Origin of the sequence: Microbacterium trichothecenolyticum (genome assembly GCF_000956465.1) — a bacterium.
GTDB classification, from domain to species: domain Bacteria; phylum Actinomycetota; class Actinomycetes; order Actinomycetales; family Microbacteriaceae; genus Microbacterium; species Microbacterium trichothecenolyticum.
Window position 1 is genome coordinate 40,000 of sequence record NZ_JYJA01000020.1, and the last position, 24,366, is coordinate 64,365.

Genomic DNA, 24,366 nt, shown 5'->3' on the forward strand with positions numbered 1-24,366 from the left:
CCCGCGGCCGCCGCACGATCACACGATCGGCACGCGGCGCACATCCGACGCCACAGCGACCTCGGCGGTCGTGGCACCCCGCCCGACGACGGCGACCGGAGTGAACGGGCGGCCGTTGAATCGCGTCGCGGTGACCGTCGTGTACGCGCCCATCGTGGGGCTCACGAGAAGGTCACCCACCTCCAGCTCGGGCAGCAGCACCTCGCGCGCGATCACGTCCGACGAATCGCAGGTCGGGCCCCCGAGGGTCGCCCAGCGGTGGTTCGCCGCATCCGCCGGCGTTGCGGTGAGGTCTCGCTCGGCGAAGACGAGCGGGTGCACGTCTTCGGTGAGCACGTTCGAATACGAGCCGTAGAGCCCGTCGTCCAGGTAGTACCAGCGACCGTCGCCGCGCTCGGCGATGCCCACGACGCTCGTGACCAGGGTCATCGCGTCGGCCACCATCACTCGGCCGGGCTCGGCGATGATGTCGAGCCGCCGCGCGTGCGGCTCGAGCACGGGGCGGAGCGCAGCCGCGACGTCTTCGATGGCCGCTGACTCGGAGTCGTACGACGCCGGGAAGCCGCCGCCGATGTCCAGGGTGTCGAACTGCACGTTGAGACGCCGCTCGAGGATGCCCATGAGCTCGAGCGTGTCGGCGGCCGCGGTCGCGAAACGGGTCGGATCGTCCAGCTGGCTGCCCACGTGATAGCTGAAGCCGGCGACCGCGATGCCTGCGGCGTGCGCGCTCTCGACGAGACGCGCCGCCTCGAACGGCCCGACTCCGAACTTGCTCGACAGGTCGCTCTTCGCGTGCGGGCTGCGGTAGGCCAGACGCACCAGCAGTCGCGTGTCGCTCGGCGCACCCCGGAACTTCTCGATCTCGACGTCGTTGTCGACCACGAAGGTGCGCACCCCCGCGGCCAGCGCCTCGGCGATCTCGGCGGGCTTCTTGATCGGATGCGTGTGGATGATGCGGGATGCCGCGACACCCCGGCGCGTCAGCATCGCCAGCTCCTCGCCGGTCGCGACGTCGAACCCGCAGCCGGCATCGTCGAGCATGTCGAGCACGGCGTCGTGGGCGAGCGCCTTGACCGCGTAGTGGAGCCCGACGAACGGCAGCGCGGTGCGCAGGTGGCGGTACTGCCGGCGCACGCGCTCCGGATCGAGCAGCAGCAGCGGTGTGCCGTGCACGGCGATGGCCGCGCGAGCCGCGACGGACGACAGCAGAGCGGATGCCTCGGCCCGCCGTCTGCTCTCGAGCGCCCGGGTCGTGCGGGGCTCGCGTCGGAGGGCCGCGAGATTCACCTCGTCACCTCCTTGGTTCCCCAGGGGCGACGTGCGTCGCGCAGGCCGGTCTTGGCGGTGACGGTGAAGGCGCCGGCGGCGACCGCGTAGAACACGATGTCGGCGGCGATCTTGCCGGCGAGCATGCCCCACAGCGGATCGGGGATGAGCCACACGCCGAGCATCAGCGCCGCGGGACGCACCAGGAAGGTGTCGAGCAGCTCGGCTGCGCCGAACTCCGCGACCAGCAGCACGGCCGTACGGGCGACAGCCCGTCGCCGTGTCGGCGCGTCAGGCGCCTGCTCGATGTAGATCGTGACCGCGAGCACGGCGTAGAAGCCGATGATCTCGCCGAGGAGGGCCGCCACGGCGATGAGCGGTGCCGCGTCGGTCCAGAGGGTGGCGAGGAGTCCCCCGACCACCATGGCGACGGTTCCTGCCACCTCGGCGGGCAGATAGCGGACGATCCAGAAGACGATCCCACGACGCCGGGGCGCCTCATCGATCGTCGTCTGCGTCTGGGCCGCCGCCTCCGGCGTGGTCGCGATGGTCGCGAGCGGCTGGTCGATCGTTGTCATGTCTTCCCCCTCCGTGTGTCAGAGGAGGAAGCACAGGCAGTGATACCGGAAACGGGGCGGCGCGGCATCCGCCCCTCGCCGAACGGATACCGCGCCTCTGCGCTTTTTACGACGCGTGGCAAGGCTACGTGGCCAGAATTTTTCGCCCAAAGGGGTTGACTTTGGCCACGGCGGCCGTCTAGCGACAACCCCGCGCTCAGTCGCGCAGCGGGGCGTCGCCTCAGTCGCCGAGCGGAGGCTCCTGCGGGTTGCGACGACCGGTTTCCCGCTCCCAGAACTCCAGCTGCTGGGTCAGCGCCTTCGCGAGCTCGAACACCTGGTCGGGTGGGATGCGGATGCGGCTGACGACACGCGCCGGGACGACCGTGTGGCGCTGGCCGGTCTCGGCGTCGACCTGCTCGCGCGGCGGCTGCGCGAGGGTGAGGAAGTCCATCACGAACACGGTCGGCGTGTGCCACACGTTCGCGAAGTCGGCGTAGTTGCCGCCGATGAGCTCAGGCGGGAGGTCGATCTCGAACTGCTGCGAGGCGTCGTCGGCCATGCGGGCTCCTGTTCGGCGGGTATCTCGTCCCTGACCGGTGCGAGACGCTCGGGGGCTGTCGTGTGCGACGTGTTCGACTGTGAGCGCGAGTCTACGCGGGGCTCAGCCCCGGCCGACCAGTCGCGCGAAACCGCTCAGACGTGCCACACCTTCGGGGGTGTACGGCAGGTCGTCGAGGAGCCCCGGCGAGTACACGACGAACGCCGTGTGCATCGCGCGCGAGATCGCGACGTTGAGGCGATTGCGCAGCAGCAGGAACTCGAGCCCGCGGGGCGCGTCGCGCCCGCTCGAGGCCGCCAGCGACACGATCGCGACGGCGGCCTCCTTGCCCTGGAACTTGTCGACCGTACCGACGGGCACATCGGGAAATCCTGCCGCGGCGAGGGCCGCCTCGACCGCGACCTGCTGGGCGTTGTACGGCGTGACGACGATGAGATCCTTCTGCTCGAGCCACCGCGGCGGGTGCGAGAATGACGAACCGTCGGAATCGTCGGTGGCGGCATCCGTCCACTCCCGACCGATCAGATCGGTGACGAGGCGGGCGACCTCCGCGGCCTCTTCGAGCGACTGCGTGGCGTTGCCGTGATGGCGCAGCGCGATCGGGACGAGGCCCGCAGGCACGCCCTCGATCCGCCGCAGCGCCGTCGAGGGGTGCGCCTCGAGCTCACCGCGGTACGAAAGCGTCGACACGGGCGCTGCGACCTCGGGACGCATGCGCCGGGTCTCGGCGAGGAAGTACCCGTACTCGTGCGGGATGACGTCGGCGCCGTCCATCACCCAGCCGAGCGCCGACGTGTCGACGGGGGCGGGGTGCGTGCCCTGGCTCACCTGCGGCAGCTGCTGCGGATCACCGAGCAGCAGCAGCCGGGGAGCGGCGAGCGACACCGCGATCGTCGAGGCGAGCGAGAACTGGCCGGCCTCGTCGACGACGAGGAGGTCGAGGCTGCCGCGCGGGACGCGGCCCTCGTGGCTGAAGTCCCACGCGGTGCCGCCGATGACGTAACCGGATGCCTCGTGCTCGGCCGTGAAGGCCGCCACGCCGTTCTTGGGCAGCACGGTGAAGGCGTGATCGGTCGTCGCGTCCTTCGGCGCCTTGCCCACCTGGACCGCCGGCACGCCCGCAGCGATGACGCGGTCGAGGAGGTGCTCGATGGTCGCGTGCCCCTGGGCGACCACGCCGACCTTGTACCCGTGATCGCGCACGAGCCGGGCGATCACGTGGGATCCCACATAGGTCTTGCCGGTTCCTGGCGGGCCCTGCACGGCGAGGTAGCTCCGGTCGAGGTCGCGCACGGCCCGCGCGATGGCGTCGACGGCATCCGCCCCCGCAGCAGGCAGATTCCCGTTCAGCGTGCGCGGCGGCCGGCGGCACAGGATGTCGGTGGCCGGGTCGGTGGGAAGGTCCGGCGCGGCAGCGATCACGGCATCCGCCCACGCGTCGATCGCCTTCTGCTGGTTGCCTGCGGCGGGCGGCGCCTGCGGGGTGAGCGCGAGAGGCAGGTCGTTCCAGGTCACGCCGTCGACGGCGGTCTCCTCGATCACGGCGCCGTCGTCGAGGACCTCCACGACGGTCACGGACCGGTATGCATGGATCCAGCGCGGCGACGCCTCGAACGGGAACGGTGCGGGCAGTTCGTACAGCGCGAACGGGTTGGTGCCCTCGCTGAGCCGTGTACCGGGGGCGAGGTCGCCGCGCAGCTCGACGATGCGCCGCTCGCCGCCCCTGCCGCTCTCGAGGAAGTGCCAGTCCTCGCGCACGCGGCTGCGAGCCGGGTCGATGGCCACGACGTCTCGGGTCTGGTCCCACAGCGAGACGGGCTCGCGCAGTCGCAGGAAGTGCGTCGCCCAGAAGGACTTCGCCTCGCGCGGGTAGTAGTCGATCGCCGCAGCGCCGAGGCGCAGCGAGCGCGCCTCCACGGAGTCCTCGGGGTGGTCGAGCGCCAGCGCGTCGAGCACCGTCGCGCGAACCGACGGCTCGTACGCCCGCTCGTCGGGCTCGGGGTTCGGCGAAGGCACCAGCTTCGCCTCGCGGGCGCGGTCGACGAGCCAGTCCCGCAGGCGTCGCGTCGAGACGCAGTCGTAACGGTTGTAGTCCCCGAGGTCATCGAACACGAGGCTCGCCTCGGCCTCGGCGCCGTCGGCCTGCAGCGCACGCGCCTCGACGTAGCGGACGATGGAGTCGTCGCCCTTCTGCACGTCGCTGGTGCGCACCTCATCGCCCATGTAGAGCGGCTCGAGCTTCTTGATCGAGTAAGAGCGGGAGCCGACCCGCAGCGCGCGGCGCACGACCGGGTACAGATCGACGAACACGCCGTCGCGCAGCAGCCGGTCGACGTCGGCCTCGCGCGCGCCGTGGCGGGCCGCCATCGCGAGCAGGTGCGTCGGCTCGTACGGCGCGTAGTGATAGATGTGCATGCCGGGGAACTGCTGCCGGCGGAGATTCACGATGTCGAGGAATGCCTCGAGCGCGCGCTTCTCGTCGGCGAACGAGTGGGCCCACAGCGCGGTGTACTGCTCCCGCGTATCGACCCAGCCGAACAGATAGTCGATGCCCCACTGGGTGGGCTCGCCCGGTGCGGGCGGCTCGGTGTGCAGCGGGTCGCCCTCGAAGTCGAAGAACAGGTCTCCGTGGTCGGGTCGCGGAAGCGCGCCGAGCGCCTTGGGCGCCACCACCTCGAACACCGGGATCGGCGGAGCAGGAGCGGCCGCAGGAGCCTCGAGCACGGCGGCCACCGTCGCCTGGGCGAGCGTCGCGCCGTCGGCGGCGATCACGCTCTCTGCCACCACGATCTCGTGCGGCACGGGCTTCGGCGCGATGAGCGGCGGCGTGCCCGCCGGGCTCTCGAGCTGCAGGCGCGCCTGCGTCCGCAGCGACGCGAACACGTCGGGGTTCATGCCCGCCGGCCCGCTCGGCGCCCCGGCGAGCTGCTCGATCGTCTCGATGCCGGCGGCGCGCAGACGCTCGCGCTGCACGGGGCGCATACCCGCCACGAGCAGCAGATCGCGGGACGCCACGACCTCGGCATCGCACGTCGCGCAGCGTCCGCACGCGACGACGCCGAGCTCGCCGCGCGGGTCGCCCCACGCTATCGGCTCCCCCGCCGGGCCGAGGTCGAGGCGACGGTCGGCGGTGAGCGCGCCGAGCCGCTCTCGGCGCAGCGCGAACACGGGGAGCAGGTCGTCGACCTCGTGCTCGCTGACGCTGCCGTCGCCGAGCAGCAGCTGCACGCGGTCGGAGCGCGGCACCCCCAGACGGTCGAGCTGGTCGACGTATGCCGCGAGCTGCATGAGGGCGGTGACGCGCGCGTGGCGCGCCAGCTTGGTGTCCTGCACCAACCAGCGCCCGGCCTCGTCGCGCACGAGGAAGTCCGCGAAGCCCACGAACGACTCGGTCGAGAACGCCGCCTGATAGACGACCTCGGCATCCGACGCGAGGGCGGCATTCGTCTGGGCCACCGCAGCGGCGAGGGCGGCAGCATCCGATGATCGCGTCTCGGGGATCTCGACCACGCGATCCCCGTAGCGCTCGATGTAGTCGGCGAGCACCCGGCGCTCGTGCACCGTGCCGAGGCGACCGGCGCGCTCGAGGGTGAGGTCTTCGGGATCCTCCACCGCGGCCACGCGGCCGAGTCGCGCGTCGATCGCGCGAAGCCACGCGAACTCGCACTCCGCAGCGGTCTTCAGATCGCTCGCGCTCCAGACGATCCGGCCCTCGTCCTCGATGTATCGCATGCCGCGCCCTTCTGCCCACCTCGACAGTAGCCGCGACGGCAGACAGCGCGCCCGTCCGGGCGCCGCGGGCGCCGACACGTCCGCCCTCATGCACCACCTGACAGACTTGACCCATGAGCCTGCCCTTCGACAGCGCGTACCGGCACGGGTTCGCCCGCATCGCCGCGTGCACGATCCCGGTCGCCATCGCCGACCCGGCGACGAACGCCGACGCCGTGCTCGAGGCAGCGCGGGTGTGCGACGCCGACGCGGTCGCCGTCGCGGTCTTCCCCGAGCTGTGTCTGACCGGCTACGCGATCGACGACCTCGTCATGCAGGACCCCGTGCTCGACGCCGTCGTCGACGCGATCGAGCGGCTGGTCGAGGCATCCGTCGATCTCCTGCCGTTGCTCGTCGTCGGCGCGCCGCTGCGCCACCGCAACCGCCTCTACAACTGCGCCGTCGTGATCCACCGCGGCGAGCTGCTGGGCGTCGCTCCCAAGTCGTATCTCCCGACCTACCGCGAGTTCTACGAGCGCCGCTGGTACGCGCCGGGCGACGACCGGGCCGGCCAGGACATCCGCGTGGGCGAGCTCGAGGCGCCGTTCGGACCCGACCTGCTGTTCGAGGCGCTCGATGTCTCCGGTCTCATCGTGCACGCAGAGGTCTGCGAGGACGTGTGGGTGCCGATCCCGCCGTCGTCGCGCGCGGCGCTGGCGGGCGCGACCGTGCTCCTCAACCTCAGCGGAAGCCCCATCACGATCGCGCGCGCGGAGGACCGCAAGGACCTCTGCCAGTCGCAGTCGCTGCGCTGCCTCGCCGCCTACGCATACGCAGCGGCGGGCGCCGGCGAGTCCACGAACGACCTCTCGTGGGATGGCCAGACCATGATCTATGAGGGCGGCAACCTGCTCGTCGAGACCGAACGGTTCCCGGACGGTCCGCGCCGCTCGATCGCCGACGTCGACCTCGACCGCCTGCGCCAGGACCGCCTGCGCCAGGGCACCTTCGACGACAACCGCAGGACGACGGGAGCGGATGCCTCGTTCCGCACCGTCCACTTCCGGCTCGACCCGCCGCGCACCGACGTGGGCCTGCGCCGAACGCTGGACCGGTTCCCCTTCGTGCCCGACGACCCCGCCCGCCTCGCGCAGGACTGCTACGAGGCGTTCAACATCCAGGTCTCGGGTCTCGTGCAGCGGATGCGCGCGATCGGCGCCCCGAAGCCGGTGATCGGCGTGAGCGGCGGCCTCGACTCGACCCACGCGCTGCTGGTGGTCGCGCGCGCCATGGACCTGATGGGGCGCCCGCGCAGCGACATCCTCGCGTACACGATGCCTGGCTTCGCCACGAGCGAGCACACGAAGTCCAACGCGATCGCCCTCGCCGAATCGGTCGGCGCCTCGATCGACACGATCGACATCCGGCCGCTCGCGATCGAGATGCTCGAGCGCCTCGGGCACCCGTTCGCCGACGGCGAGCCGGTGCACGACATCACGTTCGAGAACGTGCAGGCGGGTCTGCGCACCGACTACCTCTTCCGCCTCGCGAACCACCACGGCGGCATGGTCATCGGCACCTCCGACCTGTCGGAGCTCGCCCTCGGCTGGGCCACGTACGGCGTCGGCGACCACATGAGCCACTACGCCGTCAACGCCGGCGTGCCGAAGACCCTCATCCAGCACGTGATCCGCTGGGTGATCTCCGAGCGCGAGGGCGTCGACGACCGCGAGGCCGAGGTGCTGCAGTCGGTGCTCGACACCGAGATCTCGCCCGAGCTGGTGCCCATGGGTCAGGACGGCAAGATGCAGTCGACCGAGGACCGCATCGGACCCTACGCGCTGCACGACTTCGCGCTGTTCCACATCCTCCGCTACGGCTTCCGCCCGTCGAAGATCGCCTACCTCGCCGCGCACGCGTGGGGCGATGCCGAGGCCGGCGCCTGGCCCCCCGGCTTCCCCGACGAGGACCGCTACGCCTACGACCTGCCCACGGTCGCGAAGTGGCTGCAGGTGTTCCTGAAGCGCTACTTCGCGTTCGCGCAGTTCAAGCGCTCCGCGATCCCCAACGGTCCGAAGGTCTCGCCCGCAGGTTCGCTGGCGCCGCGCGGCGACTGGCGCGCCCCGTCGGACGGCAACGCCCGCGTGTGGCTCGCGGAGCTGAAGGCGGCCCTCCCCGATCTCGTGAAGGACTGAAGAAGCGGATGCTGCGGCTCGCGGCATCCGTTCCGCCGCCGCTTTCGGCGGTGCACGCTGTCGCCGGGATCAGGAAGAACGGCGATTCCGGATGCTGCGGCTCAGGCGGGTGCCTGCGTGTACGCCAGCGTGATGATCCAGCTGTCGCGGGACAGGTCAGCGAGCTTGTAGAAGACCTTGCGGTCGGGGATCCAGCCCTTCGTCAGCGGGCTGTCCAGGCGCACGTGATCGGCGGCGACGCGAGCGCCCCGGCCGTCGGCATCACGCACGGCCTGCACGCGGGTCCAGTGGGCGAGGAGCTTGCCGAGGTCGTTCTCGTCGAGCAGGTGCGAGTGCCGCTTCATGAGGTGCAGCTCTGCGTCGTCGGGGTGCGCGTCGCGCAGATCGAGCCCGAGGGAGGCGTCGGCATCGGCGACCGCGACGACGGTGGCGGCGCGGAAGTTGACGTTGCGGATCTTCAGCGGTACCTCGGCACCGCCCACCTCGGCGATCAGCTGGGTGTGGAACCCGAACGTGCGGGGGGCCTCGCGCTCGACGCGCACGTCCTTCGGGTCGACGCCGAGCTTCGTCGCGACGATCTCCTTCGCGAGCGCGCGTTTGCGGTCGTGGTCCGAGAGCTTGGGGTCCCAGCCGAGACGCGCCGTGATTCCTGCCGGAGTCTCGAGAAGCACCGATTGCATGATCCACCCCATTCTCCGCGGCCCGTCCGCACCTCCATCCTGTCGCGGCGGGAAGCGGTGAGGAAGATCGCCACGCCCCTTCGTCTCCACCCGATCGAGTCCCCGCGATCCTGTCGCCTGTGCGGACACGCGGGTCGGTGACGACGACGCGCCGATGACGGGTGCCGCCTCCCGGCGTGTCGCGTCCCGCACCCGCCCTTTCGCGCGAGACGGGCCGTCAACCCCCCTCCCAGGACCGCGGGGCGATGGAAGGATGGGGCGCATGGCGAGGCGCGCGACGGTGATCGGCAGTGGCCCCAACGGGCTGTCGGCCGCGGTCGCGCTGGCGCGCGCCGGCTACGAGGTGCGCGTGCTCGAGGCCGCCGCGACCATCGGCGGCGGCGTCCGCACCGCGGCGCTCACCCTTCCCGGCTTCCGCCACGACGTGTGCTCGGCGGTGCACCCCGCGGCGCTGTCGTCGCCCTTCTTCCGGGCGTTCGGCATCCACGAGCGGGTCGGCTGGATCCACCCGCTCGCCTCGTACGCGCAGCCGCTGGACGGCGGGCGCGCGGCGATCGCGTGGCGCGACATCGAGCGCACGGCCGATGCCCTCGGCCCCGACGGCCGCGCATGGCGGGCGGTCCTGCGCCCTCTCAGCCGTCACCTCGGCGGCCTCGTGGACTTCACCGGGTCACAGCTGCTGCGGTGGCCGCGGCATCCGGTCACCACCGTCCGGTTCGGTTTGCGCGCCCTGCAGCTCGGGACGCGCCTAGGCCGCGGGACCTTTCGCACCGAGGAGGCGAACGCGCTGCTCGCGGGCGTGCTCGCGCACGCGAACACCCCGCTGCCCTCGCTCGGAGGGGCCGCCTCGGGGCTCTTCCTCGCAGCGCACGGGCACTCCGCCGACGGCTGGGCGTTCCCCCGCGGCGGCTCGCAGGCGATCGCGGACGCGCTCGTCGCCGATCTGGAGGCGCACGGTGGCGGCGTCGAAACCGGCAACCGGGTGCAGACCCTCGCGGGACTGGACTGGGGTGATCCGGATGCCGGCGACCTGCTGCTGCTCGACACCACGCCGCGGCTCCTCCTCACGCACCCCGACCTTCCCGCGCGGTACGCGCACGCCGTGCGGCAGTACCGCTACGGCCCGGCCGCCGCGAAGGTCGACTTCGCCCTCGACGGCCCCGTGCCGTGGTCCCATCCCGACGTCGCCCTGGCCCCCACCGTGCACCTCGGCGGCACACGGGAAGAGGTCGAGGCGAGCGAGAACGCAGTGGCGCGAGGCCGCCTGACCGACCGGCCGTACGTCCTGACCGTGCAGCCGAGCGTGCTCGACGGCACTCGTGCCCCCTCGGGCAAGCACGTGCTGTGGGCGTACATCCACGTTCCGGCGGGGTCCACGTTCGACCCCACCGAAGCCGTCGTGCGGCAGGTCGAGCGCTTCGCTCCGGGATTCCGTCACGGCATCCTCGCGAGCCACGCGATGACGGCCGCCCAGCGCGCCGCGTACAACCCCGCCGACATCGACGGCGACATCCTCGGCGGCGCGTTCACGTTCGCGCAGGCGATCCGGCGCCCCGTCGTGTCGACGACGCCGTGGCGCACCCCGCTGCGGGGCGTTTACCTCGCGTCGGCGTCGACCCCGCCCGGACCCGGCGTCACCGGCATGCCGGGGTGGTACGCCGCACGCCAGGCCCTGCACGATCGCGGGCGTCGTCGTGGCGACCGCCTCGAACTCGGGGATCTCTTCGGAGCGTGACCGGGTGGACGCTTTCGCCGCGGTCGACTTCGAGTTCGCTCGACAGGTGCTGCAGCGGGGCATCGCGGCCCTGTTCGTCATCGCGTTCGTCTCGTCGCTGAACCAGTTCCGCCCGCTTCTCGGCGAGCACGGCCTGCTGCCCGCGTCGGAGCTGCTCGAGTGGGTGCGAACCTCGAAAAGAGGGGCCCGGATGCTGCGCCCCACCCTGTTCCGTCATTTCCGGTACACCGACCGCAGACTCGTCGCCCTGTGCTGGACGGGCATCCTGATCGCCGCGACGCTGGTCGCGGGCCTCCCGCAGCTCGGTCCGCCGTGGGTGCCGATGCTGTGCTTCCTCGCGCTGTGGCTCGGGTACATGTCGATCACGAGCGTCGGGCAGACCTTCTATGGATTCGGGTGGGAGATGCTGCTGCTCGAGGCCGGCTTCCTCGCGGCGTTCCTGGGCTCTGACGACCAGCCGCCGCCGGTCGTCGTGATCGTGCTGTTCTGGTGGCTGGTGTTCCGACTCGAGTTCGGCGCGGGCATGATCAAGATCCGCGGCGGGCGCGAGTGGCGCGACCTCACCGCGCTCACCTACCACCACGAGACGCAGCCGATGCCGGGGCCGCTCAGCCGCCAGGCGCACCTCCTCCCCCGCTGGTTCCACAAGGGCGAGGTGCTCGCCAACCACTTCGCGCAGCTCGTGGTGCCGTGGTTCTTGTTCGCGCCGTTCGCCGGGCTCTTCGTGTCCGGACCGGTGCCCGCCATCGTCGGGGCGGTGGCGGCCGCGATCGTCATCGCGACGCAGGCGTGGCTCGTCGTCACCGGCAACTTCGCATGGCTCAACTGGATGACGATCGTGCTCGCCTTCGCGGCGATCGGACTGCCGGGCATGGGCGCAGAGTATGAAGGCGCGGCTGGGCCCACGCGCCTGGAGGCTCCGGCCACCGCGCCGGCGGTGACCGGCGAGGGCGTGGGGACCCTTCCTCCCGGTGTGTTCAGCGGGATCCCGGTGTACTGGCTCGTCATCACCTGCGCGGTCGGCGTGCTGTACCTCGTGATCAGCTGGTGGCCGCTGCGGAACCTGTTCGCGCGGCGGCAGCTGATGAACGCGTCGTTCAACCGGTGGCAGCTCGCCAACGCCTACGGTGCGTTCGGCACGGTCACGAAGGAGCGCATCGAGATCGTCGTCGAGGGCACGATGGACGACGATCCTGACAGAGCCACGTGGCACGAGTACGGCTTCAAGGGAAAGCCCGGCGAGGTGCACCGCATCCCGCGGCAGTTCGCACCGTACCACCTGCGCCTCGACTGGCTGATGTGGTTCCTCCCGCTCGGGCGGTCACTGGACGAGTGGTTCACCGCATTCCTGGTGCGGCTGCTGGAAGCGGATGCTGCGACCCTGCGTCTGCTCGCGCACGATCCGTTCTCGGGCGAGCGGCCGCGATGGGTTCGGGCCGTGTCGTACCGCTACCGCTTCACCACGCGCGCGGAGTTCCGCGAGTCCCGCGCCCGGTGGAAGCGCGACCGGCGGCGCACGGTCATGGGACCGGCGTCCCTCCGCCGCTGACGGCGGCCTTGCGCTCGCGCGCGCTGCGGCGCGCGGTGAGGTCGACGATGGCCACCAGGAACGCGAGCGCGAGGAAGACCGCGACAGACAGCATCCCGAAGGCGTACGCGTCGTGGTAGACGACGAGGCTGTCGTGGGAGCCGGACTCGCGGTAGATCGCGGCGTAGAACAGCGACAGCGCGACCGCTGTGCCGACCGCCGCGCCGATGCGCTGGCCCAGCTGGCCGACGGAGCCGGCGAGGCCGCCCTGCTTGACCGGGATGTCGCCGAGAGTGAGCGCCTGGTTCGGGGCGATCACGAGACCGCCTCCGGCACCCCCGACGGTCATGACCGCGGCGGCGATGTAGGGGGTCCACGCGGGGTCGCTGTAGAGCGCCGCGAGCACCAGCCCGCCGACGCACAGCAGCATGCCGGCGAGACCCCACACCACGACCACGCGGCCGTGCGTGCTGACGAGGTTGCCGCCGATCCACGAGGTGACGGCGGAGGCGAGCGCGAATCCGATCGAGACCATGCCCGCGTACACCGGTGCGAGCCCGAGGCCGAGCTGCAGGAACAGCGTCGTGACGAGGAACATCGCCGGCGCCGCGGTGAAGTACGCCGTCTGCAGCAGCGTGCCGTTGCGATACGACGTGATGCGGAAGAGGCCGAGCGGGATGAGCGGGTTGCGGCCGCGCTTCGCGTAGCGACGCTCCCACGCGATGAAGGCGGACGCGAACAGCGCGAAGGCGACGAGCAGCCACCACCGCGCCGGGTTGTCGGTGGGCGCGCCGGTGGTGAAGAGGAAGGGCCACATGAGCGAGATCACGCTCGCGCCGAACAGCAGCACACCGACCGGGTCGAGCTGCACCTTGCGCTGGGATCGCGTGCGGGTGTCGGGCAGGAGCCACAGCGCGAGCGCGATCGCGATGAGGCACAGCGGCACGTTCATCCAGAAGATGAGCCGCCAGCCGTTCGTCGGCCCGCCGAGGGCGATGAGCAGACCGCCGAGCGTCGGGCCGAATGCCGTCGCGATGCCGATCGTCGCGCCGAAGAGGCCGAAGGCGCGGGCACGCTCCTTGCCCTGGAACAGCTCCTGCGCCATGCCGAGCACCTGTGGCATCTGGATGCCCGCCGCCACGCCCTGCAGGAGCCGCCCGATCAGCAGCGCCTCGGCGGTCGGCGCGAGCGCGCACAGCACGCTGGTGACCGTATAGAGCGAGAGACCCACGACGAACAGCGTCCGCCGCGAGCGCTGGTCGCCCAGGCGGCCCATCGGCACGAGCACGAGCCCGAAGGTGAGGACGAATCCCGACACGATCAGCTGCAGCTGGGTCGAGCTCGCTCCGAGCACCTCGCCGATCGACGGCAGCGCGACGTTGACCTTCGTCATGTCGAGGATGGTGATCGCCGCGACCGAGACGCAGACCCAGAATGCGCGCCAGCGGGCGCCGTGGGACAGGGGGATGACGGCGGTCGTGACCGGCACGGCGCGCGCCGGCCTCGAGGTTCTCTGCGGCGTCGGCTGTGGCTGGGACATCTCGCCCAGGCTAACCCCGTCCGCGGCGCGTCGGGCGCAGACTCCGGCGAGCGGGAGATGATGGGAGGGTGAGACTCCTCGTCGCCGCCCTCGCCTCCGAGCTCGTCGCGTTCCCCGACGACCTCGACGGATTCGACCGCCTCGTCACCGGCCCCGGCAAGCTCCAGGCGACATACGCGCTCACCCGCGCCCTCGACGCGAACGCATACGACGAGGTGGTGGTGGTCGGCACCGCGGGCGCGATCGACGCCCGGCTCGAGGCATCCGTCTACGAGATCGCCGCCGCCCTGCAGCACGACGTCACCGACATCGACGGGATCGTCGGTCAGCATGTGTCGCTGCCGGCGCGCGTCGAGCTCGACGCCGACGGCGTGACGATCGCGACCGGCGACCACTTCGTCGACGACTCCGAGGCCGTGGAGGTCATCCGGCCGCTCGGCGCCGGCCTCGTCGACATGGAGACGTACGCCTACATCTGGGTCGCGCAGCGGTTCGGCGTGCCGATCCGCGTGCTCAAGGCCGTCTCAGACCGCGCCCAGGACGGCGCGATCACCGACTGGCGCACGGCCGTGGCCGCCTGCAGCCACCAGCTGCGCGACCGCATCCGCGCCGACTACGGCGTCTGACCCCGCCTCACGACACCCACTGCGTCTTCGCCCATGTGATGTTCGCCAGCGTGGCCTGGCCCGACAGCGACGGGTGGAAGTAGTCCCGCGTCGAGATGTCGGACTTCGCGAACGCATAGTTCGCGACCGCGTATCCGTCGAATCGGCACTTCGCGGTGGCTGCGCAGGCGGCCTCCAGCACCTTGTTGAAATCGGTCACCCGCTGCTGCACCAGCGTGCGGCGCTGCACGTCGGCGGTCGCGCTGCTGCTCGGGTTGGCGAGCATCGATTGGCAGGTGCCGAGCAGCGACCACGCGAGACGGGCGGACAGACTCGACCTGTTGATGTCGTAGAGGCGCTGCAGGCTCGGGATGCTCGCGACGAAGATCTCCGGCGCCGCCGGACTCGCTGCCAGGGTGGAGAGCGCCGCCTGCACGTTGGTCCGGAACGCATCGACCGACGTCATCTGCGCCACGGTCCGGGTGCAGGCGTCGATCGCGCCGATCTCGATCGTGACGTACTCTGCCCCCTGTCCGGCGGCCATCTGCGCCTGGGCGGGCAGCGCCGACGATCCCACGCCTGATTTGGCGTCGTTGAAGACGTTGACGAGGCCTGCAGACCCGGCCGCCCGCAACCGCTGCAGGTGCGAGTTGACCGATGTCGTGGTTCCGGTGGACCAGCTGTTGGCCGGACATGACGTGAGGCTCGAACACGTCATCGCCGCCTGGGTGATCGAGTCCCCGAGCGAGGCCATGCGGGTGATCATCGCCGGCGCGGGTGCGGCGTGCGCGGCGGAGGCGGCGCTGAGAGTGCCGGTGAGAAGAAGGGCGGATGCCGCGAACGCGGCGAGGGCGCGGCGCGCCCGAGAGGTGGAACGCATTTCGACTCCGTACGTCGTCGTAACGAGAGGGCGCGGCTGACGGCCGCGGCCGGACGAGCGCCGGCGGTCGGGCGGGATCGCGAATCCCCAGGAAGCGATCTGCCGCGAACGATACACCCGTGCATCGCCCCGGCGACAGGGGGACCAGCCCCACCACGGTGCCGCGCTGGATGGGCGGAGCCGAGCCCGTGGCTCAGACGCGGGCGGCGGCGTCCTGCCGGATGACGCTCGGCCCGGCCGGTGTCGCCTCGACCGCGAGCTGCGCGGGCAGCTGCTCCTTCATCGCGGCCACATGGCTGATGACGCCCACGGTGCGCCCGCCCTGGCGCAGCTCGTCGAGGGTGCGCATGGCGAGGTCGAGCGTCTCCTCGTCGAGCGAGCCGAAGCCTTCGTCGACGAACAGGGTGTCGAGTCGCACACCGCCCGCACGGGCGGTGACGACCTCGGCGAGCCCGAGGGCGAGCGCGAGCGATGCGAGGAACGTCTCGCCGCCCGACAACGACTGGGCCGGACGGGACTGGCCGGTGAAGGCGTCCATGATCTCGAGGCCGAGGCCGGACGCGGCGCCGCGCGCGGCCCGCGCATCGGTGTGCTGCAGCCGGTAGCGACCCGACGACATGTCGCTGAGCCGCAGGTTCGCGGCGGCCACGATCTCTTCGAGTTCGGCGGCGAGCACGAACGTCTCGAGGTCCATCTTCATCGTGTTGGGGGCGCGGCCCGCGACGGTGTCGGCGAGCCGTGCGATGGCCGCGGCCTCTGCGGCGCGTGCGGCGACGCCGGCGTACGCGTGATCGATCTGCATCGCGAGATCGCGGAGTCCCGCCACCAGCGTGCGCGCGTCGCTCTCCGCGCGGAGCGCCTCGGTGCGTGCCGCGTCGGCGGCCGCGAGCGCCGCCTGTGACGCATCGGTGTCGACGCGCTCGCTCGGCGCGCCCGCGAGTTCGAGCTCGAGCTCGAGCATGCGCGCCCGCGCGGCTCCGAGCTGCGTGTCGTGCGCCGAGATCCGCTCTGCGAGGGCTTCCACGTCGGGGAGTGCGGCGAGTGCGGCGGTCGCCTCGGCGACGTCGGCGAAGACGGATGCCGCGATCCTCTCGTCGACGTCGGTGCGCGCCTGCGCTGCCAGGGTCGCCGCGCGATGCGCATCGGCGCGGGCGTCGACCGCCGCACGGCCCGCGTCGCGGATCGAGGTGGCGTGGGCGACGCGGTCGGCGACGCTCACGTGCTCGCCGCGGGCCGCGTCGACCGCCTCGCGCGCAGCCGCGACCCGCTCTTCCAGCGCCGCGATCCGGGTGCGTGCCTCGGCGAGTCGCTCCGTCAGGGATGCTCGGGATGTCTCGGCCTCGTGGTCGAGCGCCGCCAGCTCGGTGCGCCGGGCCGCGAGCGCATCGCGGCGTTGGACGGCGCGCTCGGCGGCGGCCAGGTCTGCGGTGGCCGCGGCCAGCTGCTCGCGGAGCCGCTCGACGCCTTCTCCGCCGGCGCGGGCGGCTGCCGCACCATGGCGTTCCCGCGCGGTCTTCGCGACGTCCGCTGCGGTGCGCTCGCGCGCGACAGCCGCGTCACGCTGGGCGTCTGCCGCCGTGAGGAGCTCGTCGGTCACCGGCTCGTCGGCCTGCGCGGCCGGCGACGGATGTGCCGTCGCACCGCACACGGCGCAGGGCTCGCCCTCGACGAGCGTCGCGGCGAGCTCGCCCGCGTAGCCGTCGAGACGGCGCTGGAGGAGTGCGGCGACCCTCTCGGCGGCGGCGGCGGCCGCCGCGGCCGCATCGCGGTGGACGATCTCTGCTGCGCGCTGCGCGTCGGCGAGCCCCTCGGCCTCGACGGCGGCCGCAAGGCGCCCGGTGAGCTCGTCGTGGCGCACCTGAGCGGGATCGCGACGGGAGGCCGCCGCGCGCTCGGCCTCGAGCTCCGTGTCGATGCGCTCGAGCTCGGCCGGCACCTGCGCGCGCTGTGCATCGAGTGCCACGACATCGGCCTCGAGCCGCGCCGCGTCCGCTGCGGCAGCCGTCTTCCGCGTCTCGCCGTCGGCCAGGGCCGCCTCGTGCGCGAGGGCCGCGGTCCATACGGCCAGCTCGCCGGTGAGTCGCTCGACCACCGCGGAGAGATCGTCGGCGCTCGCGTCGTCGGTGCCGGCGACCGCACGAGCCCATGCCGCGTCGGCGGACGCGGCCAGCTCGGCCGACGTCGCCGCGCTGCGCTCGGCTCGGCGTGCCGTCTCGAGTGGCGCGCGCAGCACCTCTGCAGAGCGTGCCCGGTTGAGTCGCCGACGGTCGTCGGCGATCTGCGGGCCCGCCTCCTCGAGCGCGGCGAGCCGCTCCCGCGCGCGCGAGAGCTCTGCCTGCGCCTTGGCCAGCGCGACGCGCTCGGCGTGCGCAGCCTCCGCGAGGGTGCGGGTGTCGTCCGCAGCGGCGCGCTCGCGCGTCAGCGTGTCGAGGCGGTACGACGCACGCTGCTGACCGAGGTCGACCGCCGCGCGCCGCGCAGCAAGGTCGAGCGGCCTGTCGCCCTCGGCCTCCTCGGCCGGCACGAGCTCGTGCGCCGCGATGAGGCGCTCCGCCTGATCGAGCAGGGTGCGGGCCCGTTCGCCGAGCGCGTCCAGCTCGTGCTGCGCCGCCTTGCTGCGCTCGCCCAGTTCGCGCGCGTACTCCTCGTAGCGACGCGTGCCGAAGAGCGCGCGCAGCAACGTCTGCCGCTCCGTGCCGGAGGCGAGGAGGAACCTCGAGAAGCGGTTCTGCGCCAGCAGGATCACCTGCTGGAACTGCTGGGCGTTGAGGCCGAGCACCTCGTCGAGGAACAGCCCGACGTCGCGTGGTTTCGCAGCGCGGCCGATCCACTCGCCCGCGACGAGCTCTTCGAGCTCGGCCCGCGTGGGCTCGGTGGTGAGCCCGCCGCCGCGTCTTGCAGGCCGCTGGTACTCCGGAGCGCGGGTGACCCGCCAGCGCCGGTCGCCGACGGTGAACTCGAGGCGGACCTCGGTGGGATCCTCGGGCGCGCAGTGGTCGCTGCGCAGGCGCTTGTCGCCCGTCTCGTAGCGGGGCACGCTGCCGTACAGCGCGAAGCAGACGCCGTCGAGGATGCTCGACTTGCCCGCGCCGGTGCGGCCGGCGATGAGGAAGATGCCGTCGTGCGAGAACGCCTCGAAGTCGACGCTCTGCCTCTCGAGGAAGGGCCCGAAGCCGGTGAGCTCGAGGTGGTGCAGCCTCACGCGGTCGCCTCCACCCGCGCGCGCTGCTCCAGCAGCTCGCCGACGAGCTCGGCCTCGCGGATCGACGCGCCCTCTCCCTCGCGCACATGGGAGAGGAAGGCGTCGACGAGCTCGGCGTCGTTGCGGGCGGAGCGGACCCGTTCGGCGTAGGAGCGCGCATCGTCGATGCGCGTCGCGACCGGCGCGTGACGCACCTCGGCGCAGAACGGGAAACGGGCGAGCAGTCGCCGCATCGGGTCGCGCTGCGGCAGTGGATCGGTGTATTCGGCGCGTACCCACTCGTCGGCGTGGGACGCGAACCGCTCGTCGGAGAGCAGCTCGTCGAGGGTCGCGGTCAGCGTGGTGAGGGCGCGCGGCACCGGCAGCGGGAGCCACTCGATGTCGCCGAGTCCCTCGGCGCCGAGTTCGACGAGCCATGCCCCGCGCGGCTTGTGCCCCTCGTCGAAGCTGTAGTGCAGAGGCGCCCCGGCGTATCGAACGCGCGGCGAGAGCTGCTGACGCCCGTGGATGTGGCCGAGGGCCATGTAGTCCACGCCGTCGAAGGCGGACAGCGGAACGATGTCGAGCCCGCCCTGCTGGATGTCGCGCTCGAGGTGGGGTGTCGGCTCGACCCCCGCCGCGAAGCAGTGCGCGACCGCGATCGAGCGCGCCCCGCGGGTCGCGGCATCCGTCCGCACCAGGTCCATCGCATGCGCGAGCACATCGGCCTGCGTGCGCACGCCGGGCCAGGCGCCGCGCAGGAGCACGGGCTCGAGGTACGGGATGCCGTACACGTGCACGGGGCCGTGCTCGTCGTGGACGGTGATCGGGGTCCCGATGGTCGCGGGATCGGTGATGACGTGGACGCCGTCGCGGAGGAGGCCCGATTGAAAGCCGAGCCGCGCCGCCGAGTCGTGGTTGCCGCTCGTGACCACGACGGTCGCACCCGCGTCGGCCAGGCCGCGCAGCGCGTCCGTCAGGAGCGTATATGCGCCCGCCGCGGGTGTCGCGGAGTCGAACACGTCGCCTGCGACGATCACGAGGTCGACGTCGCGCTCCGTCACCTGCGCGACCAGCGCCTCGAGCACACCGCGCAGCGCATCCAGCGTCGAGTGGCCGTGGAACGACCGCCCGATGTGCCAGTCCGAGGTGTGCAGGATCCGCATGCTCACACGGTACGTTCGGCCCCTGACATCGCCGGCGAGGCAGGCCGCGGACCGGCGAACCACCGGGGTTTCCGCGTCGGCGCGGCGTCTCCGGCGCGTACCCTCGAGCCATGTCCTTGCCCGAGGTCTGCGTGGTGTTCCTGCTGCGCCGCGGGGCGGACGGGGCCGAGGTGCTGCTGGGCCGCAAGCGCGCCGGGCTCGGCCGGGGGAAGGTCGTCGGCATCTGCGTCGAGGTCGACCCGGGCGAGGGCGCCGACGAGGCCGCCGTGCGCGAGGCTCGGAAGTCGCTCGGCGTGCGGGTCGAGGCATCCGATCTGCTGTTCGCCGGAACGGTCGAGTACCACTTCCCGACCCGGCGCGCGTGGTCCCGGCAGGCGACGGTGTTCGTGTGCCGCAGGTGGCGGGGCGACCCCGTCGAGCGCGACGGGATGACGCCGCAGTGGTACGGCCTCGACGCGGTGCCGTACGCGCGCATGTGGGACGACGCCTCGCGGTGGCTCCCGGGCGTGCTCCGCGGCGGCACGGTCGACGCGCGCTTCACGTTCGGGGCGGATCTCGCGACGGTGGTGCTCACCGCGGAGTGACCGCGGCGGCGTCGCCGCCGGCCGGGTTCGCTCCTCTTCCGGCGGTGCACCCTCCCTTCGGTCCTCCGCCGGACGTATCGTGGAACATGGCGCACAACGCAGACACCGCTCCGCGATCGACCGTGGTGGCGCTCGTCGGAGCCGACAGCGACGAGCTGCTGACCGGCCTCGCCGATGTTCCCGCGCTCGTCGCGCTGTCGTTGCGCGAGGCCGAGCCGGCCGTCGCCGCGCACCTCGTCGCCTCCGTCTCGATGCCCTACGTCGTCCACGACGCGGACCCGCTCGAGCACGTCGCGTCGGCCTGGGTCGAGCTGTACGAGGAGCGCGCCACGCTGGGCTCCCTCGAGGCGGAGGTCGGTGCGCTGCTGTCGCTGTTCGCGTCGGGCGAGGCCGTCATGCCCGACTACTACGTCGTCGCCGGACCCGAGGCGATCGAGGGCACGTGGCGGCACTGGTGGCTCGGTGCGCTCGCCCACCACGCCCCGTCGCGCGTGCTTCCGGTCGAGGCATCCGGCACCGCCCTGCGGGCGAGGCTGCGCTCCCTGCCCGCCTCACGGCCCTGGCCCGAGCCCGAGGCCTGGCTGCCGCGGGTGCACTTCGACATCCCCGATCGCGTCGGCCTTCGCGATCAGCCGGGCGCCGCCTGATCCATGACGGACGTGGAGAGATTCGCGCACGCCGGCGCGACGCTGGTCGCGCAGCGGCGCGGACGCGGCGAGCGCGTGTACGTCCTCATCCACGGCATCGGAATGGGCCGAAGCGTCTTCGCCGACCTCGAGCGTCATCTGGGCGACGGCGAGGTCGTCTCGTTCGACCTCCCCGGCTACGGCGAGGCCCCCGAACCGCGCCGCGTGCTCACGATCGAGCGCACCGCCGATCTCGTCGCCGCGTACCTCCGGGCTCGCGTGCGCGCCCCCGCCGTCGTCATCGGGCACTCGATGGGCGCGCAGGTCGCGCTGGAGGTCGCCGTACGCCATCCCGCGCTCGTCGACGGCATCGTGCTCATCGGGCCGACCGTCGATCCCGAGGCCCGGACGGCACCGCGGCAGGTGTGGCGGCTGCTGCGCGACATCGCCGTCGAGAGCCCGGTGGTGATCGCGCGCGGCGCTCGGGAGTACGTGCGCGCCGGGCCGCGGCTGCGCGCCAAGTTCCGCGCGATGCTCCGGCACCGTCCCGAGGAGGTACTGCCGCGCGTGCGGATGCCGGCGCTGGTTCTGCGCGGCGAGGACGACATCGTGGCGCCGCAGCAGTGGTGCCGACAGGTCGCGGACGCGCTGCCCGACGGCCGGCTGGCCGAGGTGGCGGGGCACGGTCACGAGACGATGATCCGGGATGCCGCACCCGCCGCACGGGTCATCCGCGAGTTCGCCCGATCGGTGTGACGACGGCTCGCGACTGCCTGGTCCCGCCGGAATCCTGCCATCCCCGTCGCAGCCTGCAATGTCGGAACCCCCGCGTAGGTTTCACACTGTCGGAACCAACGGAGGAAACCATGTTCGCTGTATACGCCGCCGAACAGCAGTACCGCCACGACACCTGGTCGCGAGACCGCGAGCACGCGATCCTCGCCTCCATCCGCGAGCGGAGGACCGCTGCCGCCGTGCGCCGCCCGGCCCGCGTCATCGCCCGCCCGCAGCGCGTCGCGTGGGCGCGGCCGATCGGGCTGCACGTCTCGGAGCACGACCCCGCGGTCTGCGCGGTCGCGTAGCCCACGAGGTCAGGGCGTGCGCGGGTCCGGGGGAGCAGGCCCGCGCGCTGCGCCGGCGGCCTGCTGGGCCGCGCGGTCCTTCGCGACCGCATCGCCGATCATCTGGCCCCCGCTGCGCAGGAGGGCGCGACGCCACGGCAGAGTGCCTTCGATCTCGATCTGGATGGAGATCGACAGGATGGTCCGGATGAGCACGATGAGACCCAGGATGGCCGCGTCCTCGAGAGAGGGCTTGGAGGTGATCGTGCGGATGAGGTCCGCGGCGACCAGGACCTCGAGCCCGAGGAGGATCGCTCCGCCGAGGGTCGTGCGCAGTGTCGTGAACGCGGTCTGACCGCCTTCGTGACGCGCGAGCGACCGGCCGCCCAGAACGAGCGCGATCACGAAGCCCACGATCATGGCGGCGGCGCCGACGGCCTCGAAGCCGACGGCGACGGCCGTGAACACCGCCTCCATGTGCACGCGCCCAGCCTAGGGCCGGGTGCGTGCACATCGGCGGGCGAATCGCGGAGTCAGTCCGCGGCGTGGCGCCGCGGGTGCGCAGGGTCGTCGGTGTCCCCGACCGACACCTGTCGCGCGAGCTCCTCGATGTCGTTCTCCGGCAGCTCGATGCCGGACTGCGTGAGCCGCTGGCGCAGCACATGCGCGGTGTGCTCCAGAGGATGCGTGCCGACGTCCTGGCGCGTCTGCGCGACGATGCCCGCCACCTTGTCGACGTCGGACGCGTTGTTCTGCGCCATCGCGGGAAGCCGCTGCTCCTGCTCGGTCCCGAGTGCACCGGGGGTGCGCTGCGCCTCCCCCGCGGTCTGGGTCGCGCGGGCGCCGTCCTGGCCGTGGTGGTCCCTGCCGTCTTCCACGACCCCGATGCCGACCGCCTCGTGGCTCGGCGGGGGCGCCGCCGGCACCCCGGGCTCGACGTCGGTCCGACCCGGGTCCCCCGTCGCGGATGCGGCATCCGGCGCGTCCGGCGCAGGCTCGCCCAGCGCGGGCGGTGCCGAGGGCGGCTCGTCGCGCACCGGTTCGCCCGGCGCCTGCGTGCCGCCGGCACCTGCGGCATCTTCTCGATCGGGGCGGTCGACCCCCGCCCGCTCGTACTCGTCACCGGTCGTGCTCATCACGGCTCTTCTCCTCGTCCGCTGTCGGTCGCAAGGTCGGGATCGGCACCCTGCCGCGCCGCCTCCCCCTCGACGGGGTCGTCGGGCTGCAGCGCGGCATCCGTGAGCAGGTCGGCCCCGCTCACCGCCGCGGTGCGCTCCCGCGACTCCGTGTCGTCGACCTGCTCCCAGCCGCCGGGCGGGTCGGCGTTCACGACGCCCTCGGGCAGGTCCTGGTCTCTCGCTCGATCGCGATCCATGGCGTGCTCCTCTCGTCCTCCCCCAGCCTCCGTCGCGCGGCCGCACGGCGACATGGGGTTGACAAGAAGTGCCGACGATGTCGGCGGGGCACACTGCGGCTACGGACGCGGATTCAGGATGCCTCGGCGCGACGGGTTCGCATCGAACCAGTCCGCGACGTACCAGCACACCGGGATGACCTTGCGATCGCCGCGCGCCTCCAGCTCCTCGACCGCGCGCTCGACGAGTTCGCCGGCGTAGCCGTGCCCGCGGAAGGTGGGAACCGTATAGGCGCGTGTCATGGCCACGGTGCGTCCGTCGTCGCGATAGTCGAGCACGCTCACGAGATCGTCGCCGCGGTGCAGAGTGTACCGCGAGGCGTCGGGCTCTTTCGCGAAGCGGAGGTCGGTCACGCCGCCAGGCTACGCCCGCGGCGCCACGGCGGGACGCGTCGCCCGGTATGTCGCAGTGATCACCCAGCTGACACTCGGTCTCACCCGACGTGGGACTGAGCAATCTGTCACATTCCGAAACGATCTGGGCCCGGAACCCGTGCGATTTGACGTTTTTGGACAAAGTCGGTAATAATCGGGCTCATGACTGACAACGCGCTGTATCTGTCCGCCCGGGAGGCGAACAGGACTGCCGGCATGATGATGGCCGGTCGCGTTGTCATGTGTTGTCGAATGTGCCACTAGCACGGTGACCCCCGTCGGACTCCTCCTCCGCTTCTGAACACGGATCGTACGGAGTCCCCCGAAGCACCGGTTTCGTGCGTCGATCACGCGCACCCGGACCCGCTTCGCACACCGCCCAACGTCGGGCACAGGCCCCATCCGGCCTACGGCCTTTCTCGCCACCGACGACCAGGGCCGCAGCACATCATCCAACCCGGTCTCCGCCACCCGGGTTCCTCCCGCAAGGACCATCATCATGTCGACCACCGCACTCCTCGACCGTCCCACCGCCACCGCCCCGTCCCGTCCGGCCCAGTCGTTGTCGGGCGGCGAGACGTTCCTCGCATCGCTCGCGCTCGCCCTCGGGCTCGCCGAGGTCGTCACCGCCCGTGCGGGCGGTGTGCGACTCGCCACCCTGTTCGTCGACGAAGGCTTCGGCTCGCTCGACGAGTTGAAG

21 protein-coding genes and 1 pseudogene are annotated in these 24,366 nt (G+C 72.1%); 9 read left to right on the top strand and 13 right to left on the bottom strand.

Annotated elements, in window-relative coordinates; genetic code table 11:
• Nucleotides 1-18: 18 nt before the first annotated feature.
• From RS82_RS01855 to RS82_RS01870, 4 genes are all read right to left on the bottom strand, one after another.
• Entirely contained in the window at nt 19-1,287 is a 1,269-nt protein-coding gene (locus RS82_RS01855) for a type III PLP-dependent enzyme (RefSeq protein ID WP_045296526.1), read from the bottom strand.
• A complete protein-coding gene (locus RS82_RS01860; RefSeq protein WP_045296528.1) occupies nt 1,284-1,844 on the bottom strand; it encodes a hypothetical protein in 561 nt (186 codons plus the stop codon). The genes RS82_RS01855 and RS82_RS01860 overlap by 4 nt, the downstream gene beginning before the upstream one ends.
• Nucleotides 1,845-2,064: 220 nt before the next feature.
• Nucleotides 2,065-2,385, bottom strand: coding sequence for a DUF3467 domain-containing protein (locus RS82_RS01865; RefSeq protein WP_045296530.1), 321 nt, complete (start codon nt 2,383-2,385; stop codon nt 2,065-2,067).
• 102 nt (nt 2,386-2,487) lie between these two features.
• Nucleotides 2,488-6,117 carry a TM0106 family RecB-like putative nuclease gene (locus RS82_RS01870; protein WP_045296531.1) on the bottom strand — a complete coding sequence of 1,210 codons (3,630 nt, stop codon included), beginning with the start codon at nt 6,115-6,117 and terminating at the stop codon, nt 2,488-2,490.
• A 113-nt stretch (nt 6,118-6,230) separates the two neighbouring features.
• On the opposite strand from RS82_RS01870, the gene RS82_RS01875 reads away from it, so the two are divergent.
• Complete coding sequence (locus RS82_RS01875) at nt 6,231-8,291, top strand: NAD(+) synthase (RefSeq protein WP_045296533.1); 2,061 nt, start codon at nt 6,231-6,233, stop codon at nt 8,289-8,291.
• Nucleotides 8,292-8,392: 101 nt separating this feature from the next.
• On the opposite strand, the gene RS82_RS01880 is transcribed toward RS82_RS01875, so the two are convergent.
• Nucleotides 8,393-8,971 carry a hypothetical protein gene (locus RS82_RS01880; protein ID WP_045296561.1) on the bottom strand — a complete coding sequence of 193 codons (579 nt, stop codon included), beginning with the start codon at nt 8,969-8,971 and terminating at the stop codon, nt 8,393-8,395.
• Nucleotides 8,972-9,233: 262 nt separating this feature from the next.
• Here RS82_RS01880 and RS82_RS01885 point away from each other — a divergent pair, with 262 nt between their 5' ends.
• Nucleotides 9,234-10,706: a phytoene desaturase family protein gene (locus tag RS82_RS01885; protein WP_052676646.1), complete on the top strand. Its 1,473-nt coding sequence runs from the start codon at nt 9,234-9,236 to the stop codon at nt 10,704-10,706.
• A gap of 4 nt (nt 10,707-10,710) precedes the next feature.
• Nucleotides 10,711-12,255 carry a lipase maturation factor family protein gene (locus tag RS82_RS01890; protein ID WP_045296563.1) on the top strand — a complete coding sequence of 515 codons (1,545 nt, stop codon included), beginning with the start codon at nt 10,711-10,713 and terminating at the stop codon, nt 12,253-12,255.
• Here the strand turns inward: RS82_RS01890 and RS82_RS01895 are convergent.
• Complete coding sequence (locus RS82_RS01895) at nt 12,227-13,774, bottom strand: MFS transporter (protein ID WP_084695401.1); 1,548 nt, start codon at nt 13,772-13,774, stop codon at nt 12,227-12,229. The genes RS82_RS01890 and RS82_RS01895 overlap by 29 nt on opposite strands.
• 68 nt (nt 13,775-13,842) lie before the next feature.
• Here RS82_RS01895 and RS82_RS01900 point away from each other — a divergent pair, with 68 nt between their 5' ends.
• On the top strand, nt 13,843-14,400 hold the full coding sequence (locus RS82_RS01900; protein WP_045296539.1) for a phosphorylase family protein: 558 nt from the start codon (nt 13,843-13,845) through the stop codon (nt 14,398-14,400).
• Between the two features lie 7 nt (nt 14,401-14,407).
• Here RS82_RS01900 and RS82_RS01905 read toward each other — a convergent pair whose 3' ends face one another.
• From RS82_RS01905 to RS82_RS01915, 3 genes are all read right to left on the bottom strand, one after another.
• On the bottom strand, nt 14,408-15,259 hold the full coding sequence (locus RS82_RS01905; RefSeq protein WP_045296540.1) for an SGNH/GDSL hydrolase family protein: 852 nt from the start codon (nt 15,257-15,259) through the stop codon (nt 14,408-14,410).
• 193 nt (nt 15,260-15,452) lie between these two features.
• Nucleotides 15,453-18,461, bottom strand: a complete 3,009-nt coding sequence (locus RS82_RS01910; RefSeq protein WP_045296541.1) for an AAA family ATPase — start codon at nt 18,459-18,461, stop codon at nt 15,453-15,455.
• The gene (locus tag RS82_RS01915) at nt 18,458-19,606 is read right to left on the bottom strand and encodes an exonuclease SbcCD subunit D (protein ID WP_045296542.1); all 1,149 of its coding nucleotides are present in this window, start codon (nt 19,604-19,606) and stop codon (nt 18,458-18,460) included. The genes RS82_RS01910 and RS82_RS01915 overlap by 4 nt, the downstream gene beginning before the upstream one ends.
• 110 nt (nt 19,607-19,716) lie before the next feature.
• Between RS82_RS01915 and RS82_RS01920 the strand changes: the two genes are divergently transcribed.
• The 4 genes from RS82_RS01920 to RS82_RS01935 all read left to right on the top strand — a co-directional run bounded on the left by RS82_RS01920 (nt 19,717) and on the right by RS82_RS01935 (nt 21,898).
• Entirely contained in the window at nt 19,717-20,190 is a 474-nt protein-coding gene (locus RS82_RS01920) for an 8-oxo-dGTP diphosphatase (protein WP_045296543.1), read from the top strand.
• An 86-nt stretch (nt 20,191-20,276) separates the two neighbouring features.
• Nucleotides 20,277-20,837, top strand: a complete 561-nt coding sequence (locus tag RS82_RS01925; RefSeq protein ID WP_045296565.1) for a hypothetical protein — start codon at nt 20,277-20,279, stop codon at nt 20,835-20,837.
• 3 nt (nt 20,838-20,840) lie between these two features.
• Nucleotides 20,841-21,572 carry an alpha/beta fold hydrolase gene (locus tag RS82_RS01930; RefSeq protein ID WP_045296544.1) on the top strand — a complete coding sequence of 244 codons (732 nt, stop codon included), beginning with the start codon at nt 20,841-20,843 and terminating at the stop codon, nt 21,570-21,572.
• A 110-nt stretch (nt 21,573-21,682) separates the two neighbouring features.
• Nucleotides 21,683-21,898, top strand: a complete 216-nt coding sequence (locus RS82_RS01935; protein ID WP_045296545.1) for a hypothetical protein — start codon at nt 21,683-21,685, stop codon at nt 21,896-21,898.
• 9 nt (nt 21,899-21,907) lie between these two features.
• Here RS82_RS01935 and RS82_RS01940 read toward each other — a convergent pair whose 3' ends face one another.
• From RS82_RS01940 to RS82_RS01955, 4 genes are all read right to left on the bottom strand, one after another.
• Complete coding sequence (locus RS82_RS01940; RefSeq protein ID WP_045296547.1) at nt 21,908-22,354, bottom strand: DUF1622 domain-containing protein; 447 nt, start codon at nt 22,352-22,354, stop codon at nt 21,908-21,910.
• Between the two features lie 56 nt (nt 22,355-22,410).
• On the bottom strand, nt 22,411-23,013 hold the full coding sequence (locus RS82_RS01945; protein ID WP_045296548.1) for a hypothetical protein: 603 nt from the start codon (nt 23,011-23,013) through the stop codon (nt 22,411-22,413).
• Nucleotides 23,013-23,252 carry a hypothetical protein gene (locus RS82_RS01950; RefSeq protein ID WP_045296549.1) on the bottom strand — a complete coding sequence of 80 codons (240 nt, stop codon included), beginning with the start codon at nt 23,250-23,252 and terminating at the stop codon, nt 23,013-23,015. Before RS82_RS01950 ends, RS82_RS01945 begins: the two co-directional genes overlap by 1 nt.
• Before the next feature lie 99 nt (nt 23,253-23,351).
• Nucleotides 23,352-23,645 (bottom strand): GNAT family N-acetyltransferase, encoded by a 294-nt coding sequence (locus RS82_RS01955; RefSeq protein WP_045296551.1) that lies wholly within the window; start codon nt 23,643-23,645, stop codon nt 23,352-23,354.
• A 568-nt stretch (nt 23,646-24,213) separates the two neighbouring features.
• Between RS82_RS01955 and RS82_RS01960 the strand changes: the two are divergent.
• Nucleotides 24,214-24,366 (top strand): annotated as a pseudogene (locus RS82_RS01960) (SbcC/MukB-like Walker B domain-containing protein); the annotation flags it as partial.

Excerpts from the sequence above, each read along its gene's own strand:
- RS82_RS01860 (WP_045296528.1), bottom strand. The coding sequence starts at position 1,844 with ATGACAACGATCGACCAGCCGCTCGCGACCATCGCGACCACGCCGGAG.
- RS82_RS01950 (WP_045296549.1), bottom strand. The coding sequence starts at position 23,252 with ATGGATCGCGATCGAGCGAGAGACCAGGACCTGCCCGAGGGCGTCGTG.
- RS82_RS01885 (WP_052676646.1), top strand. The coding sequence starts at position 9,234 with ATGGCGAGGCGCGCGACGGTGATCGGCAGTGGCCCCAACGGGCTGTCG.
- RS82_RS01880 (WP_045296561.1), bottom strand. The coding sequence starts at position 8,971 with ATGCAATCGGTGCTTCTCGAGACTCCGGCAGGAATCACGGCGCGTCTC.
- RS82_RS01930 (WP_045296544.1), top strand. The coding sequence starts at position 20,841 with ATGACGGACGTGGAGAGATTCGCGCACGCCGGCGCGACGCTGGTCGCG.
- RS82_RS01865 (WP_045296530.1), bottom strand. The coding sequence starts at position 2,385 with ATGGCCGACGACGCCTCGCAGCAGTTCGAGATCGACCTCCCGCCTGAG.
- RS82_RS01935 (WP_045296545.1), top strand. The coding sequence starts at position 21,683 with ATGTTCGCTGTATACGCCGCCGAACAGCAGTACCGCCACGACACCTGG.
- RS82_RS01905 (WP_045296540.1), bottom strand. The coding sequence starts at position 15,259 with ATGCGTTCCACCTCTCGGGCGCGCCGCGCCCTCGCCGCGTTCGCGGCA.
- RS82_RS01920 (WP_045296543.1), top strand. The coding sequence starts at position 19,717 with ATGTCCTTGCCCGAGGTCTGCGTGGTGTTCCTGCTGCGCCGCGGGGCG.
- RS82_RS01870 (WP_045296531.1), bottom strand. The coding sequence starts at position 6,117 with ATGCGATACATCGAGGACGAGGGCCGGATCGTCTGGAGCGCGAGCGAT.
- RS82_RS01915 (WP_045296542.1), bottom strand. The coding sequence starts at position 19,606 with ATGCGGATCCTGCACACCTCGGACTGGCACATCGGGCGGTCGTTCCAC.
- RS82_RS01925 (WP_045296565.1), top strand. The coding sequence starts at position 20,277 with ATGGCGCACAACGCAGACACCGCTCCGCGATCGACCGTGGTGGCGCTC.
- RS82_RS01875 (WP_045296533.1), top strand. The coding sequence starts at position 6,231 with ATGAGCCTGCCCTTCGACAGCGCGTACCGGCACGGGTTCGCCCGCATC.
- RS82_RS01895 (WP_084695401.1), bottom strand. The coding sequence starts at position 13,774 with ATGTCCCAGCCACAGCCGACGCCGCAGAGAACCTCGAGGCCGGCGCGC.
- RS82_RS01945 (WP_045296548.1), bottom strand. The coding sequence starts at position 23,013 with ATGAGCACGACCGGTGACGAGTACGAGCGGGCGGGGGTCGACCGCCCC.
- RS82_RS01940 (WP_045296547.1), bottom strand. The coding sequence starts at position 22,354 with ATGGAGGCGGTGTTCACGGCCGTCGCCGTCGGCTTCGAGGCCGTCGGC.